19 protein-coding genes are annotated in these 17098 nt (G+C 62.4%); 8 read left to right on the top strand and 11 right to left on the bottom strand.

Going from position 1 to position 17098, the window contains the following annotated elements:
• Positions 1-35 precede the first annotated feature (35 nt).
• The gene (locus RGQ15_RS12750) at positions 36-560 is read left to right on the top strand and encodes a DUF4174 domain-containing protein (RefSeq protein ID WP_311160646.1); all 525 of its coding nucleotides are present in this window, start codon (positions 36-38) and stop codon (positions 558-560) included.
• A 90-nt stretch (positions 561-650) separates the two neighbouring features.
• Positions 651-845 (top strand): hypothetical protein, encoded by a 195-nt coding sequence (locus tag RGQ15_RS12745; protein ID WP_311160645.1) that lies wholly within the window; start codon positions 651-653, stop codon positions 843-845.
• Here the strand turns inward: RGQ15_RS12745 and RGQ15_RS12740 are convergent.
• The 8 genes from RGQ15_RS12740 to RGQ15_RS12705 all read right to left on the bottom strand — a co-directional run bounded on the left by RGQ15_RS12740 (position 811) and on the right by RGQ15_RS12705 (position 7294).
• Positions 811-1470, bottom strand: coding sequence for a hypothetical protein (locus RGQ15_RS12740; protein ID WP_311160644.1), 660 nt, complete (start codon positions 1468-1470; stop codon positions 811-813). The genes RGQ15_RS12745 and RGQ15_RS12740 overlap by 35 nt on opposite strands.
• A 15-nt stretch (positions 1471-1485) precedes the next feature.
• Positions 1486-3483, bottom strand: coding sequence for an acetyl/propionyl/methylcrotonyl-CoA carboxylase subunit alpha (locus RGQ15_RS12735; RefSeq protein WP_311160643.1), 1998 nt, complete (start codon positions 3481-3483; stop codon positions 1486-1488).
• Between the two features lie 118 nt (positions 3484-3601).
• Positions 3602-3814 carry a hypothetical protein gene (locus tag RGQ15_RS12730; protein WP_311160642.1) on the bottom strand — a complete coding sequence of 71 codons (213 nt, stop codon included), beginning with the start codon at positions 3812-3814 and terminating at the stop codon, positions 3602-3604.
• 66 nt (positions 3815-3880) lie between these two features.
• The gene (locus RGQ15_RS12725) at positions 3881-4126 is read right to left on the bottom strand and encodes a hypothetical protein (protein WP_311160641.1); all 246 of its coding nucleotides are present in this window, start codon (positions 4124-4126) and stop codon (positions 3881-3883) included.
• Between the two features lie 130 nt (positions 4127-4256).
• Positions 4257-4667 (bottom strand): hypothetical protein, encoded by a 411-nt coding sequence (locus tag RGQ15_RS12720; RefSeq protein WP_311160640.1) that lies wholly within the window; start codon positions 4665-4667, stop codon positions 4257-4259.
• A gap of 93 nt (positions 4668-4760) precedes the next feature.
• Positions 4761-4895, bottom strand: coding sequence for a hypothetical protein (locus RGQ15_RS12715; protein WP_311160639.1), 135 nt, complete (start codon positions 4893-4895; stop codon positions 4761-4763).
• 181 nt (positions 4896-5076) lie between these two features.
• Entirely contained in the window at positions 5077-5736 is a 660-nt protein-coding gene (locus RGQ15_RS12710; RefSeq protein WP_311160638.1) for a DUF6497 family protein, read from the bottom strand.
• 25 nt (positions 5737-5761) lie between these two features.
• Complete coding sequence (locus tag RGQ15_RS12705) at positions 5762-7294, bottom strand: acyl-CoA carboxylase subunit beta (protein ID WP_311160636.1); 1533 nt, start codon at positions 7292-7294, stop codon at positions 5762-5764.
• A gap of 158 nt (positions 7295-7452) precedes the next feature.
• On the opposite strand from RGQ15_RS12705, the gene alr reads away from it, so the two are divergent.
• The 6 genes from alr to RGQ15_RS12675 all read left to right on the top strand — a co-directional run bounded on the left by alr (position 7453) and on the right by RGQ15_RS12675 (position 12638).
• A complete protein-coding gene (gene alr, locus RGQ15_RS12700) occupies positions 7453-8472 on the top strand; it encodes an alanine racemase (protein WP_311160635.1) in 1020 nt (339 codons plus the stop codon).
• A complete protein-coding gene (locus tag RGQ15_RS12695) occupies positions 8469-9230 on the top strand; it encodes an MlaE family ABC transporter permease (RefSeq protein ID WP_311160634.1) in 762 nt (253 codons plus the stop codon). Before alr ends, RGQ15_RS12695 begins: the two co-directional genes overlap by 4 nt.
• A complete protein-coding gene (locus tag RGQ15_RS12690) occupies positions 9227-9964 on the top strand; it encodes an ABC transporter ATP-binding protein (RefSeq protein WP_311160632.1) in 738 nt (245 codons plus the stop codon). Before RGQ15_RS12695 ends, RGQ15_RS12690 begins: the two co-directional genes overlap by 4 nt.
• A gap of 118 nt (positions 9965-10082) precedes the next feature.
• Positions 10083-11186, top strand: a complete 1104-nt coding sequence (locus tag RGQ15_RS12685; RefSeq protein WP_311160631.1) for a PhoH family protein — start codon at positions 10083-10085, stop codon at positions 11184-11186.
• Positions 11179-11703: an rRNA maturation RNase YbeY gene (gene ybeY / locus RGQ15_RS12680; protein ID WP_311160629.1), complete on the top strand. Its 525-nt coding sequence runs from the start codon at positions 11179-11181 to the stop codon at positions 11701-11703. Before RGQ15_RS12685 ends, ybeY begins: the two co-directional genes overlap by 8 nt.
• A complete protein-coding gene (locus tag RGQ15_RS12675) occupies positions 11700-12638 on the top strand; it encodes a hemolysin family protein (RefSeq protein ID WP_311160628.1) in 939 nt (312 codons plus the stop codon). Before ybeY ends, RGQ15_RS12675 begins: the two co-directional genes overlap by 4 nt.
• Here the strand turns inward: RGQ15_RS12675 and RGQ15_RS12670 are convergent.
• The 3 genes from RGQ15_RS12670 to RGQ15_RS12660 all read right to left on the bottom strand — a co-directional run bounded on the left by RGQ15_RS12670 (position 12635) and on the right by RGQ15_RS12660 (position 16987).
• Positions 12635-13450, bottom strand: coding sequence for a GNAT family N-acetyltransferase (locus RGQ15_RS12670; RefSeq protein ID WP_311160627.1), 816 nt, complete (start codon positions 13448-13450; stop codon positions 12635-12637). The two genes, RGQ15_RS12675 and RGQ15_RS12670, sit on opposite strands and share 4 nt — an antisense overlap.
• A gap of 102 nt (positions 13451-13552) precedes the next feature.
• Complete coding sequence (gene purL, locus RGQ15_RS12665) at positions 13553-15724, bottom strand: phosphoribosylformylglycinamidine synthase subunit PurL (RefSeq protein ID WP_311160626.1); 2172 nt, start codon at positions 15722-15724, stop codon at positions 13553-13555.
• A 360-nt stretch (positions 15725-16084) separates the two neighbouring features.
• Positions 16085-16987: a LysR family transcriptional regulator gene (locus RGQ15_RS12660; protein WP_311160625.1), complete on the bottom strand. Its 903-nt coding sequence runs from the start codon at positions 16985-16987 to the stop codon at positions 16085-16087.
• Positions 16988-17098 lie beyond the last annotated feature (111 nt).

Raw genomic sequence — 17098 nt, 5'->3', positions numbered from 1 at the left:
TGCGGCTCTTATATGTTGAAAGAGGCGAGGGGGCGATGAAACTGAAACGGTTGATTTTTCTTGCGATGGTGCCGCTGGTGGCGGCGATGGGCGAGCGGCCCGATCCCGAAGCGGACGGCCACCAGCCATATGTGCGCGGTGAAGTTCCTGCCGCGCGAGAAAGCGCGGCGGAGCGAAGCCGCCGCGCTTCGGACGAGTTGCGCATCCTTGAGGCGACGGAAGTCGACCCCGAGGAATTCATGTGGCAGGCCCGGCCTGTCGTCATCTTTGCCGATACGGCTGCCGATCCGTCATTCGTCGAGCAGGTCGCGGCCCTGCAACGCGATTCCGTGCCGATGAATGCGCGCGATGTCGTGGTCATCACGGATACCGATCCCGCGGCGGGAAGCGTCTGGCGGCGACGTCTGCGGCCCGAAGGGTTTTCGCTGGTCCTGATGGACAAGGACGGGCAGGTGAAGCAGCGCAAGCCAGTGCCCTGGTCGGTGCGAGAGATTTCGCGCGCGATCGACAAGTTTCCCCTGCGTCTGCAGGAAACCGGCCGCACCGGTGTTGGCCGGTAGCGGGCATGCAGGCTTCTCTTGCGTGAATGGGCCGCGATCACTACCTTTGAGGCAAGGGCGTGACCACGCCCGCATGGAAAGGAGCCTGCGATGGCCAACACGAATTCGCTGCGCAAGATCGACCGGAAGCATCCGGTTTCATCGCCATCGAAGCCCGTGCGCGCCGATGCGATCGGCGAGACTCTGGTCGAGCGGCTTGCCCGCTCGCGCACGGCGAACGAAATTACCAGCGTGATCGGCCTCAAACCCATCAGAGGCCGCTCCGGTCCGAAGATCGCCTATTGAGGCGGTCGCGCATTTCCCCAAGTTCCTGAGACAGGTTCTGCCTGATCTGTTGCACCGCAGCTTCCTGCTGGCTTTCCAACATCGCCTGAACCTGGGCATCGCCCCCCTTCAGGCTGGCTGTGAGAATCTCCAGAACATCCAACCCGGCTTCACGGGTTTCTTCGCTCAGCAGAATGTAATCCAACATCATCTCTCCGGCGCGATCGGCGCTGGCGCGTGCCGTCCTCCGGATTGAATCTGCCATTGCGTCCATGACCGCGATCAGCCGGTAATAGATCACCACCGGGTCGATCACCGAACCGGGCAGAAGATGGATTTCAGGCAGAACCGCCTTGAAGATCCGGTCGTTTCCGCCGTGCTGCATGATCAGCGCCGTGTCGCCTTGGGCGATACGATCCAGAAGCGCTTCGTAATTCCCCTCGCGCATCTGGCGCTCGAGGCTGACGACATGGGCGCGGACCTCGGCAAGCAGGGCGCGCTGCATGTCATCCACCCGATCGACGCGAAGCTTGGCATCGCGCCGGCGGTTCTGCAGGGCGACCACCCACCAGCCCGCAGACAGGAACAGCCCGGCGATGACCGCCTGTTGCGCCTGAGGGCTGAGATAATCGTCAAGAAGGGGCATCGGCGCTTTCCGCGATCACTCGAATTCCATGATCACGTCATCGACCTTCAGGCTTTCACCCGGCGCGGCGCTGACGGATTTCACGACGGACTTCCTTTCGGCGCGCAAGATGTTTTCCATCTTCATTGCCTCGACAGTGGCGAGCGCCTGGCCTTCCTGCACCTCATCGCCTGCCGTGACATTGACCTTCACCACCAGACCGGGCATCGGGCAAAGCAGGAATTTCGAAGTGTCGGGCGGAAGCTTCTCGGGCATGAGCCGGGCGAGTTCCGCCGCGCGCGGTCGCCGCACATGGGTCTTGAGATCCGCACCGCGCACCCGAAGGCGGAAACCCGAGGGGATGCGATCCACCTTCATCACCAGGGGTTCGCCGTCGACCGACAGCCGGGCAAGTGACTGCCCGGGCAGCCAATCGCTTTCGACACGCAGCCTGCGGTCGAGCAGTTCGACATTCGAGCCTTGCCGGTCGGCGGTGATGCGGACCGGGATCTCCTGACCGGCAAGCGTCACGACCCAGTGCTCTCCGACATGGCGCTCGTGATTGTCGAGCCGCCCCGAAATGCGGGTGCGACGGATCTCGGCCACGCGATGCATCGCCGCAGCAGATGCCGCAATGCGGGCGATCTCGACGTCCGGCAGAGAGGCCCCCGTGAAGCCCTCGGGATATTCCTGCGCGATGAACGCGGTCGAGATGTCACCTGACACGAATTTCGGGTGATCCATCACCGCCGAAAGGAAGGGCAGGTTGTGTCCGATGCCTTCGACCTCGAATTCATCAAGGGCAAGGCGCATCTGTTCGATCGCCCCGAGCCGTGTCGGCGCCCAGGTGCAGAGCTTGGCGATCATCGGATCGTAATACATGCTGATCTCGCCGCCTTCGAAGACGCCGGTATCGTTGCGCACGACATGGCTCTGGTCGGCGATCTCGGCTGGCGGTCTATAGCGGGTCAGCCGACCGATGGAGGGCAGGAAGTTGCGATAGGGGTCTTCGGCATAAAGGCGGCTTTCGATTGCCCAGCCGTTGATCCTGAGATCCTGCTGCGCAAAGGACAGGGGCTCACCCCCGGCCACGCGGATCATCTGCTCGACGAGGTCGACGCCGGTGATGAGTTCGGTCACCGGATGTTCGACCTGCAGGCGGGTGTTCATCTCGAGGAAATAGAAATTCTTTTCTGCATCGACGATGAATTCGACCGTTCCGGCGCTGGTATATCCAACCGCTCGGGCCAGGGCACAGGCCTGCTCGCCCATGGCCTGGCGGGTCGCCTCATCCAGGAAAGGCGAAGGGGCCTCTTCGATGACTTTCTGGTTGCGGCGCTGGATCGAACATTCGCGCTCGTGCAGGTAGACGCAATTGCCATGCTGGTCGGCCAGGACCTGGATCTCGATATGGCGCGGCTGGGTGACGAATTTTTCGATGAAGATGCGGTCGTCGCCAAAGCTGTTTGCGGCCTCGTTCTTCGAGGATTCGAAACCCTCGCGCGCTTCCTGTTCGTTCCAGGCGATGCGCATGCCCTTGCCGCCGCCGCCCGCGCTGGCCTTGATCATCACCGGAAAACCGATCTGCTTCGAGATCGTGACGGCCTCGTCTGCATCGGCGATGAGGCCCATATATCCGGGAACTGTCGAGACGCCCGCGTCCTGCGCGATCTTCTTCGAGGTGATCTTGTCCCCCATAGCCTCGATCGCGGGCGAAGGCGGGCCGACAAAGGCCACGCCTTCGTCTTCGAGGGCTTTGGCGAACTTCATGTTCTCGGAAAGGAATCCGTATCCCGGATGAACGGCCTGAGCGCCGGTCTGGCGGATCGCGTCCATGATCTTGTCGATGACGATATAGGACTGGTTCGCCGGGGACGGGCCGATATGGACAGCCTCGTCTGCCATCTTCACATGCAGCGCATTCCGGTCGGCATCGGAATAGACCGCGACGGTCTTGATCCCCATCTTGCGGGCGGTCTTGATGACCCGGCAGGCGATTTCGCCCCGGTTCGCGATCAGGATTTTCTCAAACATCTTGGCTTCCCCCCGCCGCAGATTTCAGACGTGAAAAAGCCGCCCCGGACAGTATCCGGGACGGCTCGAAAAGTTACGCGCGGCCAGGATTTGCAGGCCGTTCGCTTTCAGATGGCGCTTATTGGCAGAGCTTGACGTCGTTGCACAGCGCGCCGGCCGCCGCGCCGGCAGCGGCGCCGCCGAGGACGCTTTCACCCGCGAGGTCGGCAATGACGGCACCCGCCCCTGCGCCAATGAGAGCGCGGTCGGTGTCGGTCGGGTTGATGCCTTGCGTGCATCCCGCGAGGCCCATGAGACCCAGCCCGAGAACGAGGATGATTTTCTTCGACATGTGTTCTTCTCCGCAAATCGGGCCGCAGTCGGAAACATCCCGCCGCGGCATTCCGAAAGACCTGTATCAGTAGCGACGCTGGCAAACGCCTGCGTCATCGCAAAGAGCGCCGCCCGCAGCGCCGATGAGCGCGCCGGTTGCGACGTTCTCATCAAGGATCTTGGCAACGGCTGCGCCGGCCAGAGCCCCGCCTGCCGCACGCTGGGCGTCCGGCGACATGGTCGAGCCGCCATAGGGGCTGGTTTCACATGCCGCGAGGCCAGCGACCAGCAGGGCTGCGCCCGAAAGACGAAGGATGACGGATTTTTGCATAGCTCTTTGCCTGTATTATTGGTCCGATTCCGGACCTTTTGGGAATAAGGTGCCGGCAATATTGCACGCTGGTTTGCCCTGCGAAACTGACAAGCACGTGAATCTGGAAAGCTACGCGGCAATCCGCTCATCAATCTTCGTCCTCGTCCCAGTCCTCGTCATCCCAGTCGATGTCGTCCCAATTGAACTGGGCCGGCTCCTCGGCGAAGAGCGCAGGGAAGCTCGCTTCGGCCTTCTTCATGTCGATGCGAAGGGGCTGGTCGTAGTCGGTGGGATCGAACTTGCCAACGGCGACGACCTCGCGGCCGATCAGCCAGGAAAGCCGCCCGGCGTCGAGGTTGCCGCGGACGAAAGTCTCATCGCCGAAACACTGGATCAGCGCGGCCATGAAGCCTTCATCGGCCTTGCGATCCGGCGCCCTGCGGTCGCGAAAGCGCTCGCGCCGCACAATCGGCGTCGCGCCCTTCTTGTTGGCACGGCGGATGGTGAACTGGAAATCTGTTCCGGGAAGACGGCCCGGAAAGCCGCGATGCTTCAGCATGGCATGCCCCGTTCTTGAATCGTGGGTTCAAGCGGACGCCGGGGCGGGCGCGAAAAACGCGGGCCGCCAAGCGGCCCGCGCTCGGCTGGACGCTCAGTTGGCGCCGTACTTGCCTTGGTAGACCGGCTCGGTCGTGACCGGAGCGGGGGTGATGACTTCGGGTTCTTTCTTGGCGCAGGCGGCGGCAAGGCCGACGAGGACCAGGGCCAGTGCAAGCTTTTTCGACATTTTGTCGTGCTCCTGTTGAGCGGGATTTTTTTATCCCGACTGCTCGGTTGAGATTCGGTCGCGATGAGCGGCCGCGCGCGGAGATTATCCGCTGCGCAAGGCACGGCACAGGATGCCCGACGCGGCGCGCGCCCTGCAAGCCTAGCATGTGGCAGGCTTGCATCAGGGGTTGGGCCCGACATCACCACGGCTCCCATTCGCATTGATCGCGATCGGCTGGCAAACGAAAGGCTTCGAAAAGTTGAAGGACATCAGGATCATATGATCCGAACGGAATGTCCTTGTCGGCGATGCTGATAATGATCTGCCGTGGCCGCGGGGCGGGGCTTGCGATCCGGGGCAGGACCCAGTTTTCGCACAACCACACGACATCGTCATGAACCGGGTCCTGCATCAGCACGTCGGGCGCCGCTGGCAGTGCGGGCTCCTCGATCATTTCATCCGCAGCCTCTTCCGCGGCATCGGTCGTATCCTCGGTCGCCGCCTCAAGGTGTTCGATATCGATCGCGGCCTCGTCGATATATTCGCCGTCATAGGATGGCTCCATGCCCTCGACCTCGGAGGTTTCCGTATCGATTTCGATGGGGCCGCGATCTTGCTCGACATCGGGTTCCGTTGCCGATCCCGTGGTCGAGGGAACGCGGCTCGCCAGGTCGGGCATGAGGAAGCGGAACCGGTATGTCAGGCCGAGTCCGCCCGAACTGTCATGCAGCGTCTCGAGCCAGCGCACCTCGGCACCCGAGGGCAGGGTGATGAGATTTTCCCGCGCGTCACTGGCTTCGACCCCGGCCGGAAGGGCAAGGGCGGCAAGCGTTGCACAGATGCTTGTGGTGCGGGACATTGCGGCTCCGGTTCGCAGGGACGGCTTACAACGGGATGTTGTCGTGTTTCTTCCACGGATTGGTCAGCTTCTTGCCGCGCAGGCTGGCAAAGGCGCGGGCCACCCGACGGCGGGTCGAGCGTGGCTGGATAACCTCGTCGATGAAACCCTTTTCGGCGGCCACGAAAGGGTTCGCGAAGCGGTCTTCGTAATCCTTGGTGCGGGCGGCGATCTTTTCGGCGTCGCGCAATTCGCTGCGATAGAGAATCTCGACCGCGCCTTTTGCCCCCATGACCGCGATCTCGGCGGTGGGCCAGGCATAGTTGAAATCGCCGCGCAGGTGTTTCGAGGCCATGACGTCATAGGCGCCACCATAGGCCTTGCGCGTGATGACGGTGACCTTCGGCACCGTCGCCTCGCCATAGGCAAAGAGCAGCTTCGCGCCGTGCTTGATGACACCGCCATATTCCTGGCCGGTCCCGGGCAGGAAGCCTGGAACGTCAACGAATGTCAGGATCGGAATTTCGAACGCATCGCAAAACCGCACGAAGCGTGCCGCCTTGCGCGAGCTGTCGATATCAAGGCAACCGGCCAGGACCATGGGCTGATTGGCCACGACGCCCACCGTCTGCCCTTCCAGGCGGATGAAGCCGGTGATGATATTCGCGGCGAAGTCCTTCTGGATCTCGTAGAAATCGCCTTCATCCGCGATCTTCAGGATCAGTTCCTTCATGTCGTAGGGCTGGTTCGGGTTGTCGGGAACCAGCGTATCCAGGCTGGATTCGACCCGCGACGGCTCATCGAAGAACGGGCGGGTCGGGGCCTTTTCACGATTGTTCAGCGGAAGGAAATCCACCAGACGGCGGATCTCGCTCATGGCTTCGACATCATTTTCGAATGCGCCATCGGCGACCGAACTTTTTTTCGTATGGGTCGAGGCGCCGCCAAGCTGCTCGGCGGTCACGACCTCATTCGTCACGGTTTTGACGACGTCGGGGCCGGTCACGAACATGTAGCTCGTATCCTTCACCATGAAGATGAAATCGGTCATAGCGGGTGAATAGACCGCGCCGCCCGCACAGGGGCCCATGATGACGGAAATCTGCGGCACCACGCCCGAGGCCAGAACATTGCGCTGGAAGACATCGGCATAACCCGCGAGCGAGGCGACCCCTTCCTGGATGCGCGCGCCGCCCGAATCGTTCAGCCCGATTACCGGCGCGCCGTTCTGCATCGCCATATCCATGATCTTGCAGATCTTCTGCGCGTGGGTTTCAGACAGGGAGCCGCCGAAAACGGTGAAGTCCTGCGAGAAGACATAGACCATCCGGCCATTGATCGTGCCCCAGCCGGTCACCACCCCGTCGCCATAGGGACGGTCGTTCTCCATGCCGAAATCGGTCGAGCGGTGGCGGACGAACATGTCGAACTCCTCGAAGGAGCCCTCATCCAGCAGCAGTTCTAGCCTTTCGCGCGCGGTGAGCTTGCCGCGGGCATGCTGCGCGTCGATCCGTCGTTGTCCGCCGCCAAGCCGGGCATCGCGCCGCCGAGCTTCCAGTTCGTCGAGAATATCCTTCATGACCGGCCTCCGTCCCTTTTGCGGCAAGGTTAGAGCCTGACCGGCACCGCGAAAAGAACAATTGCGAAAATTTGCAAACCATGGATGGATTTCGAGCTGCAAATAGAAAAACTGCAAAACCCTTGACGAATGTCGGGGCAGGGGCCATGCCGCAGGACATGGGACTCATCATCGATATTCCGGCCATTCAGGCCAATTGGAAAGCCCTTGCAGATCGTGCCCCCGAGGCGCGAGCGGGGGCGGTCGTCAAGGCCGACGCATATGGCCTTGGGGCCGAGCGGGTCGCGCCCGCGCTTTATGCGGCGGGGGCGCGCGATTTCTTCGTGGCACTGGCCTCGGAGGGGCGTGTGATCCGCCCCCATCTGCCCGAAGACGCGCAGATTTTCGTTCTTTCCGGGCACATGGACGGCGAGGATCTGACTGGTCTGATCCCGCTTCTGAATAGCCCCGAGCAGTTCTTTCGTGACCGCGCCCTTCGGCCCCGTGGCCCCTTCGGACTACAACTCGACAGTGGCATGAACCGGCTCGGGCTTGAGCCGGGGGAGTGGGCTGCCATCCGAAGCGAGGCGCTTGCCGGCGGGCCCAGGCTCGTCATGTCCCATCTTGCCTGCGCGGATGAGCCGGAGCACGAGGCAAATGGCAGCCAGCTTGCCGCTTTCCGCGCGATGACCGAAGGTGTTGACGCGCCGCGCTCGCTTGCGGCGACCGGGGGTATCCTGCTGGGACCGGATTTCCATTTCGATCTGGTGCGCCCAGGCGTCGGGCTTTATGGCGGCCTGCCATTCGCCGATGCGCGTCCCGTCGTCACCTTGTCCCTGCCGATCATCCAGACCCGCGACGTGAAGCCCGGTGAGTCGGTCGGCTACGGTTATAGCTGGACCGCGCAGCGCCCGTCGCGCGTCGCGACGGTTGCCGCAGGATATGCCGACGGTCTTGCCCGCGCCCTTGCACGCCAGGGCGAGCTGAAGCTTTGGTCCGGCGATCGCGCCTGCCCGGTGATCGGGCGGATCTCGATGGATCTGATAACGGTCGATGTCACCGACCTGCCGGACGTTCCTGCAGAGCTTGCAATCCTGAACGCACATCAGGGTGTGGATGCCGTCGCCGATCTTTCGGGAACCATCGGATACGAGATCCTGACCTCTCTGGGACGGCGCTACAAGCGGACCTATCTGTGAACCCATTTCGACTGACCGGAAGGGCGGCGATCGCGTTGACCCGGATCACTGGCCGGGTGGCGATCTTCGCGGGGCGGGGGCTGGGGCGCGTTGCGGCGCATCCGACCGAGCTGGCCCGGCAGATGCTGCATATCGGCTGGCTGTCTTTGCCGGTCGTCGGGCTGACGGCGCTTTTCACCGGGGCAGCGCTGGCGCTTCAGATCCATTCCGGGGGCGCGCGCTTTCAAGCTTCGGACGTGGTGCCGGCGATTGTTGCCATCGGCATGGCCCGCGAATTGGGCCCCGTATTGGGGGGCTTGATGGTTGCCGCCCGAGTGGCCAGCGCCATTGCAGCCGAACTTGGCACGATGCGGGTGACGGAACAGATCGATGCGCTGGTCACCTTGTCGACCGACCCGATCGGTTGGCTTGTCTCGCCCCGTCTCTGGGCCGCGATCCTGTGCCTGCCGGTGCTGGTCGGGGTCGGGGATGTGATCGGCATCATGGGGGGCTGGCTCATCGGTGTGAATGCGCTTGGCTTCAACTCGGCGACCTATATTTCGAACAGCTGGGCCTATCTGGAAAGCTGGGACGTGGTGTCGGGCCTTCTCAAGGGGGTGTTCTTCGGATTTGTCGTCGCGCTTTCGGGTTGCTGGTTCGGCATGACGGCAGGGAATGGGGCGGCCGGCGTCGGACGGGCTACCACCAATGCGGTTGTGGCCGCTTCGGTCGGTATCCTCGCGGTGAACTTCGTCCTGACGGGGCTGTTTTTCCGATGATCGAAGTGCGCGGCCTGACCAAGAGCTTTGGTGGAAAGCGGGTGCTGGACGGGGTCGACCTGGATCTTACCGAAGGCGAAAGCCTTGTCGTGATCGGGGGATCGGGCACGGGCAAGTCGGTGCTGCTGCGCTGCATCCTTGGATTGGAGACGCCCGATGCAGGTCGGATTCTTTGGCGAGGCAAGCCGCTTTCGAGTCAGCGAGCCGAATTTCTCGATGGGTTCGGCATGCTTTTCCAGAATGCCGCGCTGTTCGACAGCCTTCCGATCTGGCGAAACGTGGCGTTCCGGCTTCTGCCGAGGCTGGGTAGGAAAAGGGCACGCGCCCTTGCGATCGAAAAGCTTGCCCGCGTGGGCTTGGCTGCGGAAGTAGCCGACTTGTTCCCGGCGGAGCTATCTGGAGGCATGCGCAAGCGTGCGGGTCTTGCCCGCGCCATCGCCGCCGATCCGAAGGTGATTTTCTTCGACGAGCCGACGACAGGACTTGATCCGATCCGCGCGGCGGCGATCAACGCGTTGATCCGTGACATCGTCGATGAAACCGGAGCCAGTGCGATCACGATCACCCATGACATGACATCGGTGCGCAGCATCGGCGACCGTGTGGCGCTTCTGGACCGGGGCCAGGTCCGGTGGCAGGGCGACGTGTCGCAGATGGAACACGCGCAAGACGATTATCTTCAGGATTTCATTTCGGGCCGAGCGCGGCCCATGGGGTCGCAGCCGCAAGGGTGAATGCATATATATGCGACAGAGCCTGCGCAATTGCGCGTCAGATACGCTGCAGGTCTTGTGCGAATCCCGCGCAGTTGCGACCATGAACCTGTACTTCTTGACCTGACCGGAGACGAATTTGGGTCTTTCCCCGACTGCCCCCGCGAACACCTCCGCTGGCGAAACCCTGCTGGAATTCCACGACAACAGGCTGCTGATCGATCTTTGCGGCCCCCATGATCGCCATCTGGCGCGAATCGAGGAGGCGCTCAAGGTCCATATCCTGCGACGCGGCAACCTTCTTTCGGTTGTCGGCCCTGCCGATGCTCAGGCCGAGGCGGCGCAGGTGCTGCGCGGGCTTTATGCCAGGCTCGAGCAAGGACGTCATGTCGAACTCCCTGAGGTCGAGGCTGCCTTGCGGATGGGCGTCGAACAGACGCAAGAACCCCTGAGCCCCGCCGAGCAGCTCGAGATGTTTCAGACCGGCCATGTCGAATTGCGCACGCGCAAGAAGACGGTCGAACCCAGGACGGAAGCGCAGAAGGAATACGTGCGCAGCCTTTTCGCGAATGAACTCGCCTTCGGGATCGGTCCGGCGGGGACGGGCAAGACCTATCTGGCCGTGGCGGTTGGCGTCACCATGCTGATTGGCGGCCATGTCGATCGCATCATCCTGTCGCGGCCCGCCGTCGAGGCGGGCGAACGTCTGGGATTTCTGCCCGGCGACATGAAGGAGAAGGTCGATCCCTACATGCAGCCGCTTTATGATGCGCTGAACGACTTCCTGCCGTCGAAGCAGATGCAGAAGCTGATGGAGGAAAAGCGCATCGAGATCGCCCCGCTGGCCTTCATGCGCGGCCGGACGCTCTCGAACAGCTTCGTGGTTCTCGACGAGGCGCAGAACGCCACGACGATGCAGATGAAGATGTTCCTGACGCGTCTGGGCGAAGGATCGCGCATGGTCATCACCGGTGACCGGACCCAGATCGACCTTCCGCGCGGCGTTCATTCCGGCCTGGTCGAGGCGGAAAAGATCCTGAAGGACGTGAAGGGCATCAGCTTCAGCTATTTCACCGCCAAGGATGTCGTGCGCCATCCGCTGGTCGCGAGGATCATCGAGGCCTATGATACCGATGCCGAGGCGGCGCTGGCCCGTGGCGAACGCGTGGACGAGCGCGGGCAGCGCATTCCTCGCCGTGAGCCGCGCTACGTCGCCACTGCCGGAGAACAGAGCGATGCATGAGGATTTCGGACTGGGCGATGACTCGCCTGGTATCGTCGACCTGGTGATCGAAGATGAGCGCTGGGATGATGTCGATCTGCTGGGAATGGCCGAGCGGGCGGCGCTGGCCGTCGGCGAATGGTTGGGACTGGAGCATTTTCAGGTCGTCGTCATGGGATGCGATGACGATCGCATTGCCGGGCTCAATGCCGAGTTCCGCGACAAGCCACGCCCGACAAACGTGCTGAGCTGGCCTGCGATTGAATTCGACGAAAGGGCACCGGGAATGGTGCCCAATCTGCCAGAAATCGATGAACTTGGCGACATCGCGATATCCTTCGATACGTGCTGGCGCGAGGCGGCCGCTCAGGGCAAGCCATTTGCCGATCACGCGACACATCTGCTAGTTCATGCCATGCTGCATCTTGCGGGCTACGATCATATCGACGATCAGGATGCGGAAACCATGGAAGATGCCGAACGCTCCATTCTTGGCAGGCTGGGCATCCCCGACCCCTATCTGGAAATGGAAACATGACGAACGACCGAAGTCCCGACACCCCCGTTACCGCCGACCCGGCCTCATGGGCGGATGGCGTCGGTGGGGACGGGCGGGATCTTCCACAATCACGCGGCTTTCTCGGGCGGATCCTCGGGGCCTTCGGCGGCGGTGAGGCCGAGGCCGACGTGGTCCATGAAAACGATGCCGGCGTGAACCAGCCCAGCAAGTCTTCCCTTGGAATGGTCAACCTGCGGCGGATGCGCGTCGACGATGTGGCCATCCCAAAAGCCGAGATCGTGGCAGTGCCGGTCAACTCGACCTTGCCCGAACTGGTCGAGATGTTTCGCGAACACGGCTTTTCGCGGATTCCCGTCTTCAAGGGCACGCTCGACAGCCCCTTGGGTCTGATCCACCTGAAAGATCTTGCACTGAAATACGGTTTTGGCGCGGTGACGCCCACCCGTTTTGCGCTGCGTCCGCTGCTGCGCCCGTTGCTCTACGTTCCCCCTTCGATGTCGATTGGGGTGCTTTTGCAGCAGATGCAGCAAAAGCGCATCCATATGGCGCTGGTGATCGACGAATATGGGGGCGTGGACGGGCTCGTGACCATCGAAGACTTGATCGAACAGGTCATCGGCGAGATCGAGGACGAACACGACGAGATCGAGGGGGGGCTTCTGGTTCTGGAAAAGCCGGGACAATGGCTGGTTCAGGCCCGTGTCCCGCTGGAAGATGTTGAGGCCGAGACGGGGTTGCACCTCGCGCTGGAGGATGAGGAAATCGATACTCTGGGCGGGTTGATCTTCATGCTGACCGGGCGGGTCCCGGTGAGGGGCGAGGTCATTCCGCATGACAGCGGGGTCGAGTTCGAGATTGTCGATGCCGACCCGCGCCGCGTGAAGCGGGTTCGGCTGCGCCAGGCCAAGGTCCAGCCTGCGACAGGAAAAAGCGTGGCTTCGGCGACGGATTAAAGCTCCGAGAACGCCCTTGCATGGATGATGGTGCTGCCCGTTGGCAGCGCCGGTCCCAACGCCATGAGATGTGAACCGGCATAGGGCGAGGCAAGGTCCACCGGCTTGAACCCGAACCGAGCGTAATAGGCCGGATCGCCCAGCACGATGATGGCATGGCCTTCGACGCCCGCCAGAACGGCGCGCATGAGCGCCTGGCCTATGCCGCGTTTCTGAAGCGCGGGATGCACGGCAAGGGGCGCCAGCGCGAAGGCGGGAAGATCCGCCTTCAGCGGGGACAAGGCAACATGCCCGACGATCGTTCCTCCGACGTCGGCCACGAAGGAGTAAGGCAGGTCGTCCTGAGCGCGCAGGTTTTCGACCAGTCTCGCTTCATCGTCCCCGCCGAACGCCTCGCGTAGGAGTGCCGAGATAGACGCATGTTCCTGCGCACGTTCGGGCCGGATACGAGGCATGACCTCCGCGCGGATGAAATCACGGCCGAGATCTTGGCTCCGCTTGCCCCATTCGCTTTGCGCGGTGCGGGATTGATGGGCCGCGAATGCTTCGACATCCGAGAAAAGTTCGTCGAGACGCCAGACAAGCGGGTCTTCGGTCTGCGACAGATCGAAACGCAGGTTTCCGGGTTCGGCGCGGCTTGATGCGACATGGTCAGGCAAGAGATCCAGTGCCAGCAGCATCTGGGTCATGTCCTGACAGGTCAGGTGGCCCGAAAGCGCGACCAGCGGCTTGGCGAGCGGGACCTCGACACCGCCGGAAACGGGCGCGTGGTCGTGGTGGTGATGGTGATGTCCGCAGGCGCAGCCGCTCATGTCAGGTCGTCCTTTCATTTGCGGGCAAACTAGCAGGGTCGCGAAGGCAAGGCCATTGCGACCAAAAGATCAACCGGGCCTTTCGGCCCGGCCGTCTTGGGGTCAGGCGATCTCGAGGTTCAGCTTGTCCATGAACGCGCCGCGATAAAGCGCCGACAGTTCCGAGAGCGCTGCTGCATCGCCGCCCAGGCTTACGGTGTCGCCGCCAAAGCTGCCTATCGTCGCCAGGGGAACGCCGGCCGTAGCGGCAGCGTCGCCAAGCAGTTTTGCATTCTCGGCCGAGCAGGCGACGAGATAGCGCGCCTGGTCCTCACCAAAGAGTTGCGCGATATCACCTGCCTCGACGGTGACGCCCAGCCCGGCTGCCTCGGCCATCTCGAAGGCGGCAAGGGCAAGACCACCGTCCGACAGATCGCTGGCGGCCGAGAGCAGCTTGCCGTTGGCGCGCAAGAACTCTCCGTGCTTGCGCTCGGCGGCCAGATCCACATGCGGCGCGTCTCCAGCCTCGATGCCGAAGGCTTCGGCGGCGAGCGCCGACTGGCCGAGATGGCCCTTGGTCTCGCCGATGACGATCGCGATATCGCCGGCGGCGGGCAGGCCCGCGATCAGGTCGTCGAGGTTCGCGATCAGGCCGACGCCGCCGATCGTGGGCGTGGGCAGGATGCCCTTGCCGTCGGTCTCGTTGTAAAGCGAGACATTGCCCGAGACGATCGGGAAGTCGAGCGCCGCGCAGGCCTCGCCGATGCCTTTGATCGCGCCGACGAGTTGGCCCATGATCTCGGGCTTTTCGGGATTGCCGAAGTTCAGGTTGTCGGTCGTCGCCAGCGGCAGCGCGCCACAGGCGCTGAGGTTGCGATAAGCCTCGGCCACGGCCTGCTTGCCGCCTTCATAGGGGTTGGCCTTGACGTAGCGCGGGGTTACGTCGCTCGTGAAGGCAAGCGCCTTTCCCGTGCCGTGAACCCGGACGACGCCAGCGCCCAGACCCGGACGGCGAACGGTATCGGCCCCGACCTGGGTGTCATATTGTTCCCAGACCCATGCCTTGTGCGCATAGCTCGGCGCGCCGATCAGCGACTTCAGTGCGGCAATCGGGGTGATCGCGGGCAGAGCTGGCAGTTCCGCGGCCGCCGGGGTCTCGATCCACGGACGGTCATATTCCGGCGCGCTGGACGACAGCTTCGACAGCGGCAGGTCGGCCTTTACCTCGTTGTGATGCAGGATCAGGAAACGGTCTTCGGCAATCGTCTCACCGACGATGGCGAAGTCGAGATCCCATTTCTCGAAGATGGCGCGGGCCTCGGCCTCTTTCTCGGGCTTCAGGACCATGAGCATGCGTTCCTGGCTTTCCGAGAGCATCATTTCGTAAGCGGTCATATGCGCTTCGCGCTGCGGCACGTTTTCAAGGTTCAGCTTGATGCCGAGGCCGCCCTTGTCGCCCATTTCCACGGCCGAGCAGGTCAGGCCCGCAGCGCCCATGTCCTGGATCGAGATCACGCTGTCGGTCTGCATCAGTTCGAGGCAGGCTTCCAGCAGGCATTTTTCGGTGAAGGGATCGCCGACCTGGACGGTCGGGCGCTTTTCCTCGATCGTGTCGTCGAATTCGGCCGAGGCCATCGTCGCGCCGCCGACGCCGTCGCGGCCGGTCTTGGCACCCAGATAGACGACCGGCATGCCGACGCCCGAGGCGGCCGAGTAGAAGATCTTGTCGGCATCCGCGAGGCCCGCCGCAAAGGCGTTCACGAGGCAGTTGCCGTCATAGGATGGATGGAAGCGAACTTCGCCGCCGACATTCGGCACGCCAAAGGCATTGCCGTATGCGCCAATGCCCTCGACCACGCCCTTGACGAGATGCGCGGTCTTGGGGTGGTCGGGGCGGCCAAAGGACAGGGCATCCATCGCGGCGATCGGGCGGGCACCCATCGTGAAGACGTCGCGCAGGATGCCGCCGACGCCAGTCGCCGCGCCCTGATGGGGCTCGATATAGCTCGGGTGGTTGTGGCTCTCCATCTTGAAGACCACGGCCTGGCCGTCGCCGATATCGACGACGCCCGCGTTCTCGCCGGGGCCGCAGATGACCTGCGGTCCGGTCGTCGGCAGTGTGCGCAGCCATTTCTTCGAGGATTTGTACGAGCAATGCTCGTTCCACATCGCCGAAAAGATGCCGAGTTCGGTGAAGCTGGGCTCGCGGCCGATGATCTCGAGGATGCGCTGATATTCGTCAGGCTTCAGACCGTGCGCGGCAATCAGGTCTTCGGTGATCTGCGGTTCATCCATGTTCGAGCCCTTTCCCCGGATTTCGGGGCCTTTTAAGCGGCGGCGGGGCATTAGGAAAGGGGCCGCGCGCAGCATTGCGGCAGAGCTGTGATGAAGGGTCGCTTGAACCGGCCTTTCCACGATGGACGACCAGATCCGGAAGGCAAAAAAAAGCCGGGCATAAAGCCCGGCCTAAGTCCAACAGGGAGGTTGAAGTTGATGAGAGTTTCCTCAAATCATCCCCTTCGACGCCTCAGATATGTGCAGTTTGCGAACCGTTCAAGGATGAAAGCGGATTTCGAGCACATGCCGGATATGCGCGTGGCGAATGGCTTCTGTGATCGCTACCTTTTTCGGCACGAAATGCTGCAGAGGCCATAGCTAGCCATCGGTGCCACTTTGCAGTTTCCGGATCGACTGGATTTCCTCCAGAACGAAATCGCGGAAGGCGCTGACGCGGCGCGAGGTCCGCAATTCTTCGGGGAAGGCCAGAAAAACGGGCACTTCTCCGGATTCGATATCCGGAAGAACGCGCGTCAGGTTGGGGAAATCCGCCGTCAGGTAGTCTGGAAGCACCCCGATGCCCACGTGGTTGAGAACGCCCTGCAGCACACCGAAATAATTGTTCACCAGCAGCATCGAAGTCATGTTGCGGGTCAGCAGTTGCTGGACCAGCACTGCGCCCGAACTGACCTGAGGCGTTTGCGGGTTCTGGCAGATCAACCTATGTGGCCGCAGATCCTCGAGCGATTGGGGGGTTCCCATGCGTTCGAGATATTCCGGTGTCGCGTAAAGCCGCATGCGGATATTCAGCAATCGCCGCCGGATCAGATCCTGCTGAGCAGGTTCCTTCATTCGTATGGCGACGTCAGCCTCGCGCATCGGCAGATCAAGCACACGCTCCTCCAGCATGAGGTCGATCTTCAGGTCGGGATAGCGTTCGTAAAGCTTGGCCAGGCGTGGCACCAACCACATCGTGCCAAAGCCGGTCGTGGTCGTCACCTTCAGCTCGCCGAAGACTTCCTCTTCGCTGTCCCTGATTCGCGCGGCGGTTGTGTCGAGCTTGCGCACCATCGAGGATGTCGCCTCGAACAGAAGCTCCCCCTGCTCGGTCAGGATGAGCCCGCGCGCGTGACGATGAAACAGCGTCGTTCCCAGCGAATCCTCAAGCGCCCGGATCTGCCGGCTTACCGCGGATTGAGACAGGTGAAGAACGTCGCCGGCATGGGTCAGCGACCCCGCATCAGCCACGGCGTGAAAAATTCTTAGCTTGTCCCAATCCATGATACTGCTTTCGTGTGGCATCAGCCATGCAATTTTCGCAACGCTTACCACATAGGTGCAATGGAACAATATACGACCCCATGAAGAAAAATTCTTTATCGGTCAGTTTTA

The sequence above is a fragment of the Paracoccus sp. MBLB3053 genome (genome assembly GCF_031822435.1).
Classification (GTDB): domain Bacteria; phylum Pseudomonadota; class Alphaproteobacteria; order Rhodobacterales; family Rhodobacteraceae; genus Paracoccus; species Paracoccus aurantius.
Note: the sequence above shows the minus strand (reverse complement) of the source record. Positions and strands in the feature narration are given on the sequence as shown.

Excerpts from the sequence above, each read along its gene's own strand:
- RGQ15_RS12745 (WP_311160645.1), top strand. The coding sequence starts at position 651 with ATGGCCAACACGAATTCGCTGCGCAAGATCGACCGGAAGCATCCGGTT.
- RGQ15_RS12740 (WP_311160644.1), bottom strand. The coding sequence starts at position 1,470 with ATGCCCCTTCTTGACGATTATCTCAGCCCTCAGGCGCAACAGGCGGTC.
- RGQ15_RS12710 (WP_311160638.1), bottom strand. The coding sequence starts at position 5,736 with ATGTCCCGCACCACAAGCATCTGTGCAACGCTTGCCGCCCTTGCCCTT.
- RGQ15_RS12720 (WP_311160640.1), bottom strand. The coding sequence starts at position 4,667 with ATGCTGAAGCATCGCGGCTTTCCGGGCCGTCTTCCCGGAACAGATTTC.
- RGQ15_RS12750 (WP_311160646.1), top strand. The coding sequence starts at position 36 with ATGAAACTGAAACGGTTGATTTTTCTTGCGATGGTGCCGCTGGTGGCG.
- RGQ15_RS12690 (WP_311160632.1), top strand. The coding sequence starts at position 9,227 with ATGATCGAAGTGCGCGGCCTGACCAAGAGCTTTGGTGGAAAGCGGGTG.
- RGQ15_RS12715 (WP_311160639.1), bottom strand. The coding sequence starts at position 4,895 with ATGTCGAAAAAGCTTGCACTGGCCCTGGTCCTCGTCGGCCTTGCCGCC.
- purL (WP_311160626.1), bottom strand. The coding sequence starts at position 15,724 with ATGGATGAACCGCAGATCACCGAAGACCTGATTGCCGCGCACGGTCTG.
- alr (WP_311160635.1), top strand. The coding sequence starts at position 7,453 with ATGGGACTCATCATCGATATTCCGGCCATTCAGGCCAATTGGAAAGCC.
- RGQ15_RS12675 (WP_311160628.1), top strand. The coding sequence starts at position 11,700 with ATGACGAACGACCGAAGTCCCGACACCCCCGTTACCGCCGACCCGGCC.
- RGQ15_RS12735 (WP_311160643.1), bottom strand. The coding sequence starts at position 3,483 with ATGTTTGAGAAAATCCTGATCGCGAACCGGGGCGAAATCGCCTGCCGG.
- RGQ15_RS12660 (WP_311160625.1), bottom strand. The coding sequence starts at position 16,987 with ATGGATTGGGACAAGCTAAGAATTTTTCACGCCGTGGCTGATGCGGGG.
- RGQ15_RS12670 (WP_311160627.1), bottom strand. The coding sequence starts at position 13,450 with ATGAGCGGCTGCGCCTGCGGACATCACCATCACCACCACGACCACGCG.
- RGQ15_RS12705 (WP_311160636.1), bottom strand. The coding sequence starts at position 7,294 with ATGAAGGATATTCTCGACGAACTGGAAGCTCGGCGGCGCGATGCCCGG.
- RGQ15_RS12730 (WP_311160642.1), bottom strand. The coding sequence starts at position 3,814 with ATGTCGAAGAAAATCATCCTCGTTCTCGGGCTGGGTCTCATGGGCCTC.
- RGQ15_RS12725 (WP_311160641.1), bottom strand. The coding sequence starts at position 4,126 with ATGCAAAAATCCGTCATCCTTCGTCTTTCGGGCGCAGCCCTGCTGGTC.
- ybeY (WP_311160629.1), top strand. The coding sequence starts at position 11,179 with ATGCATGAGGATTTCGGACTGGGCGATGACTCGCCTGGTATCGTCGAC.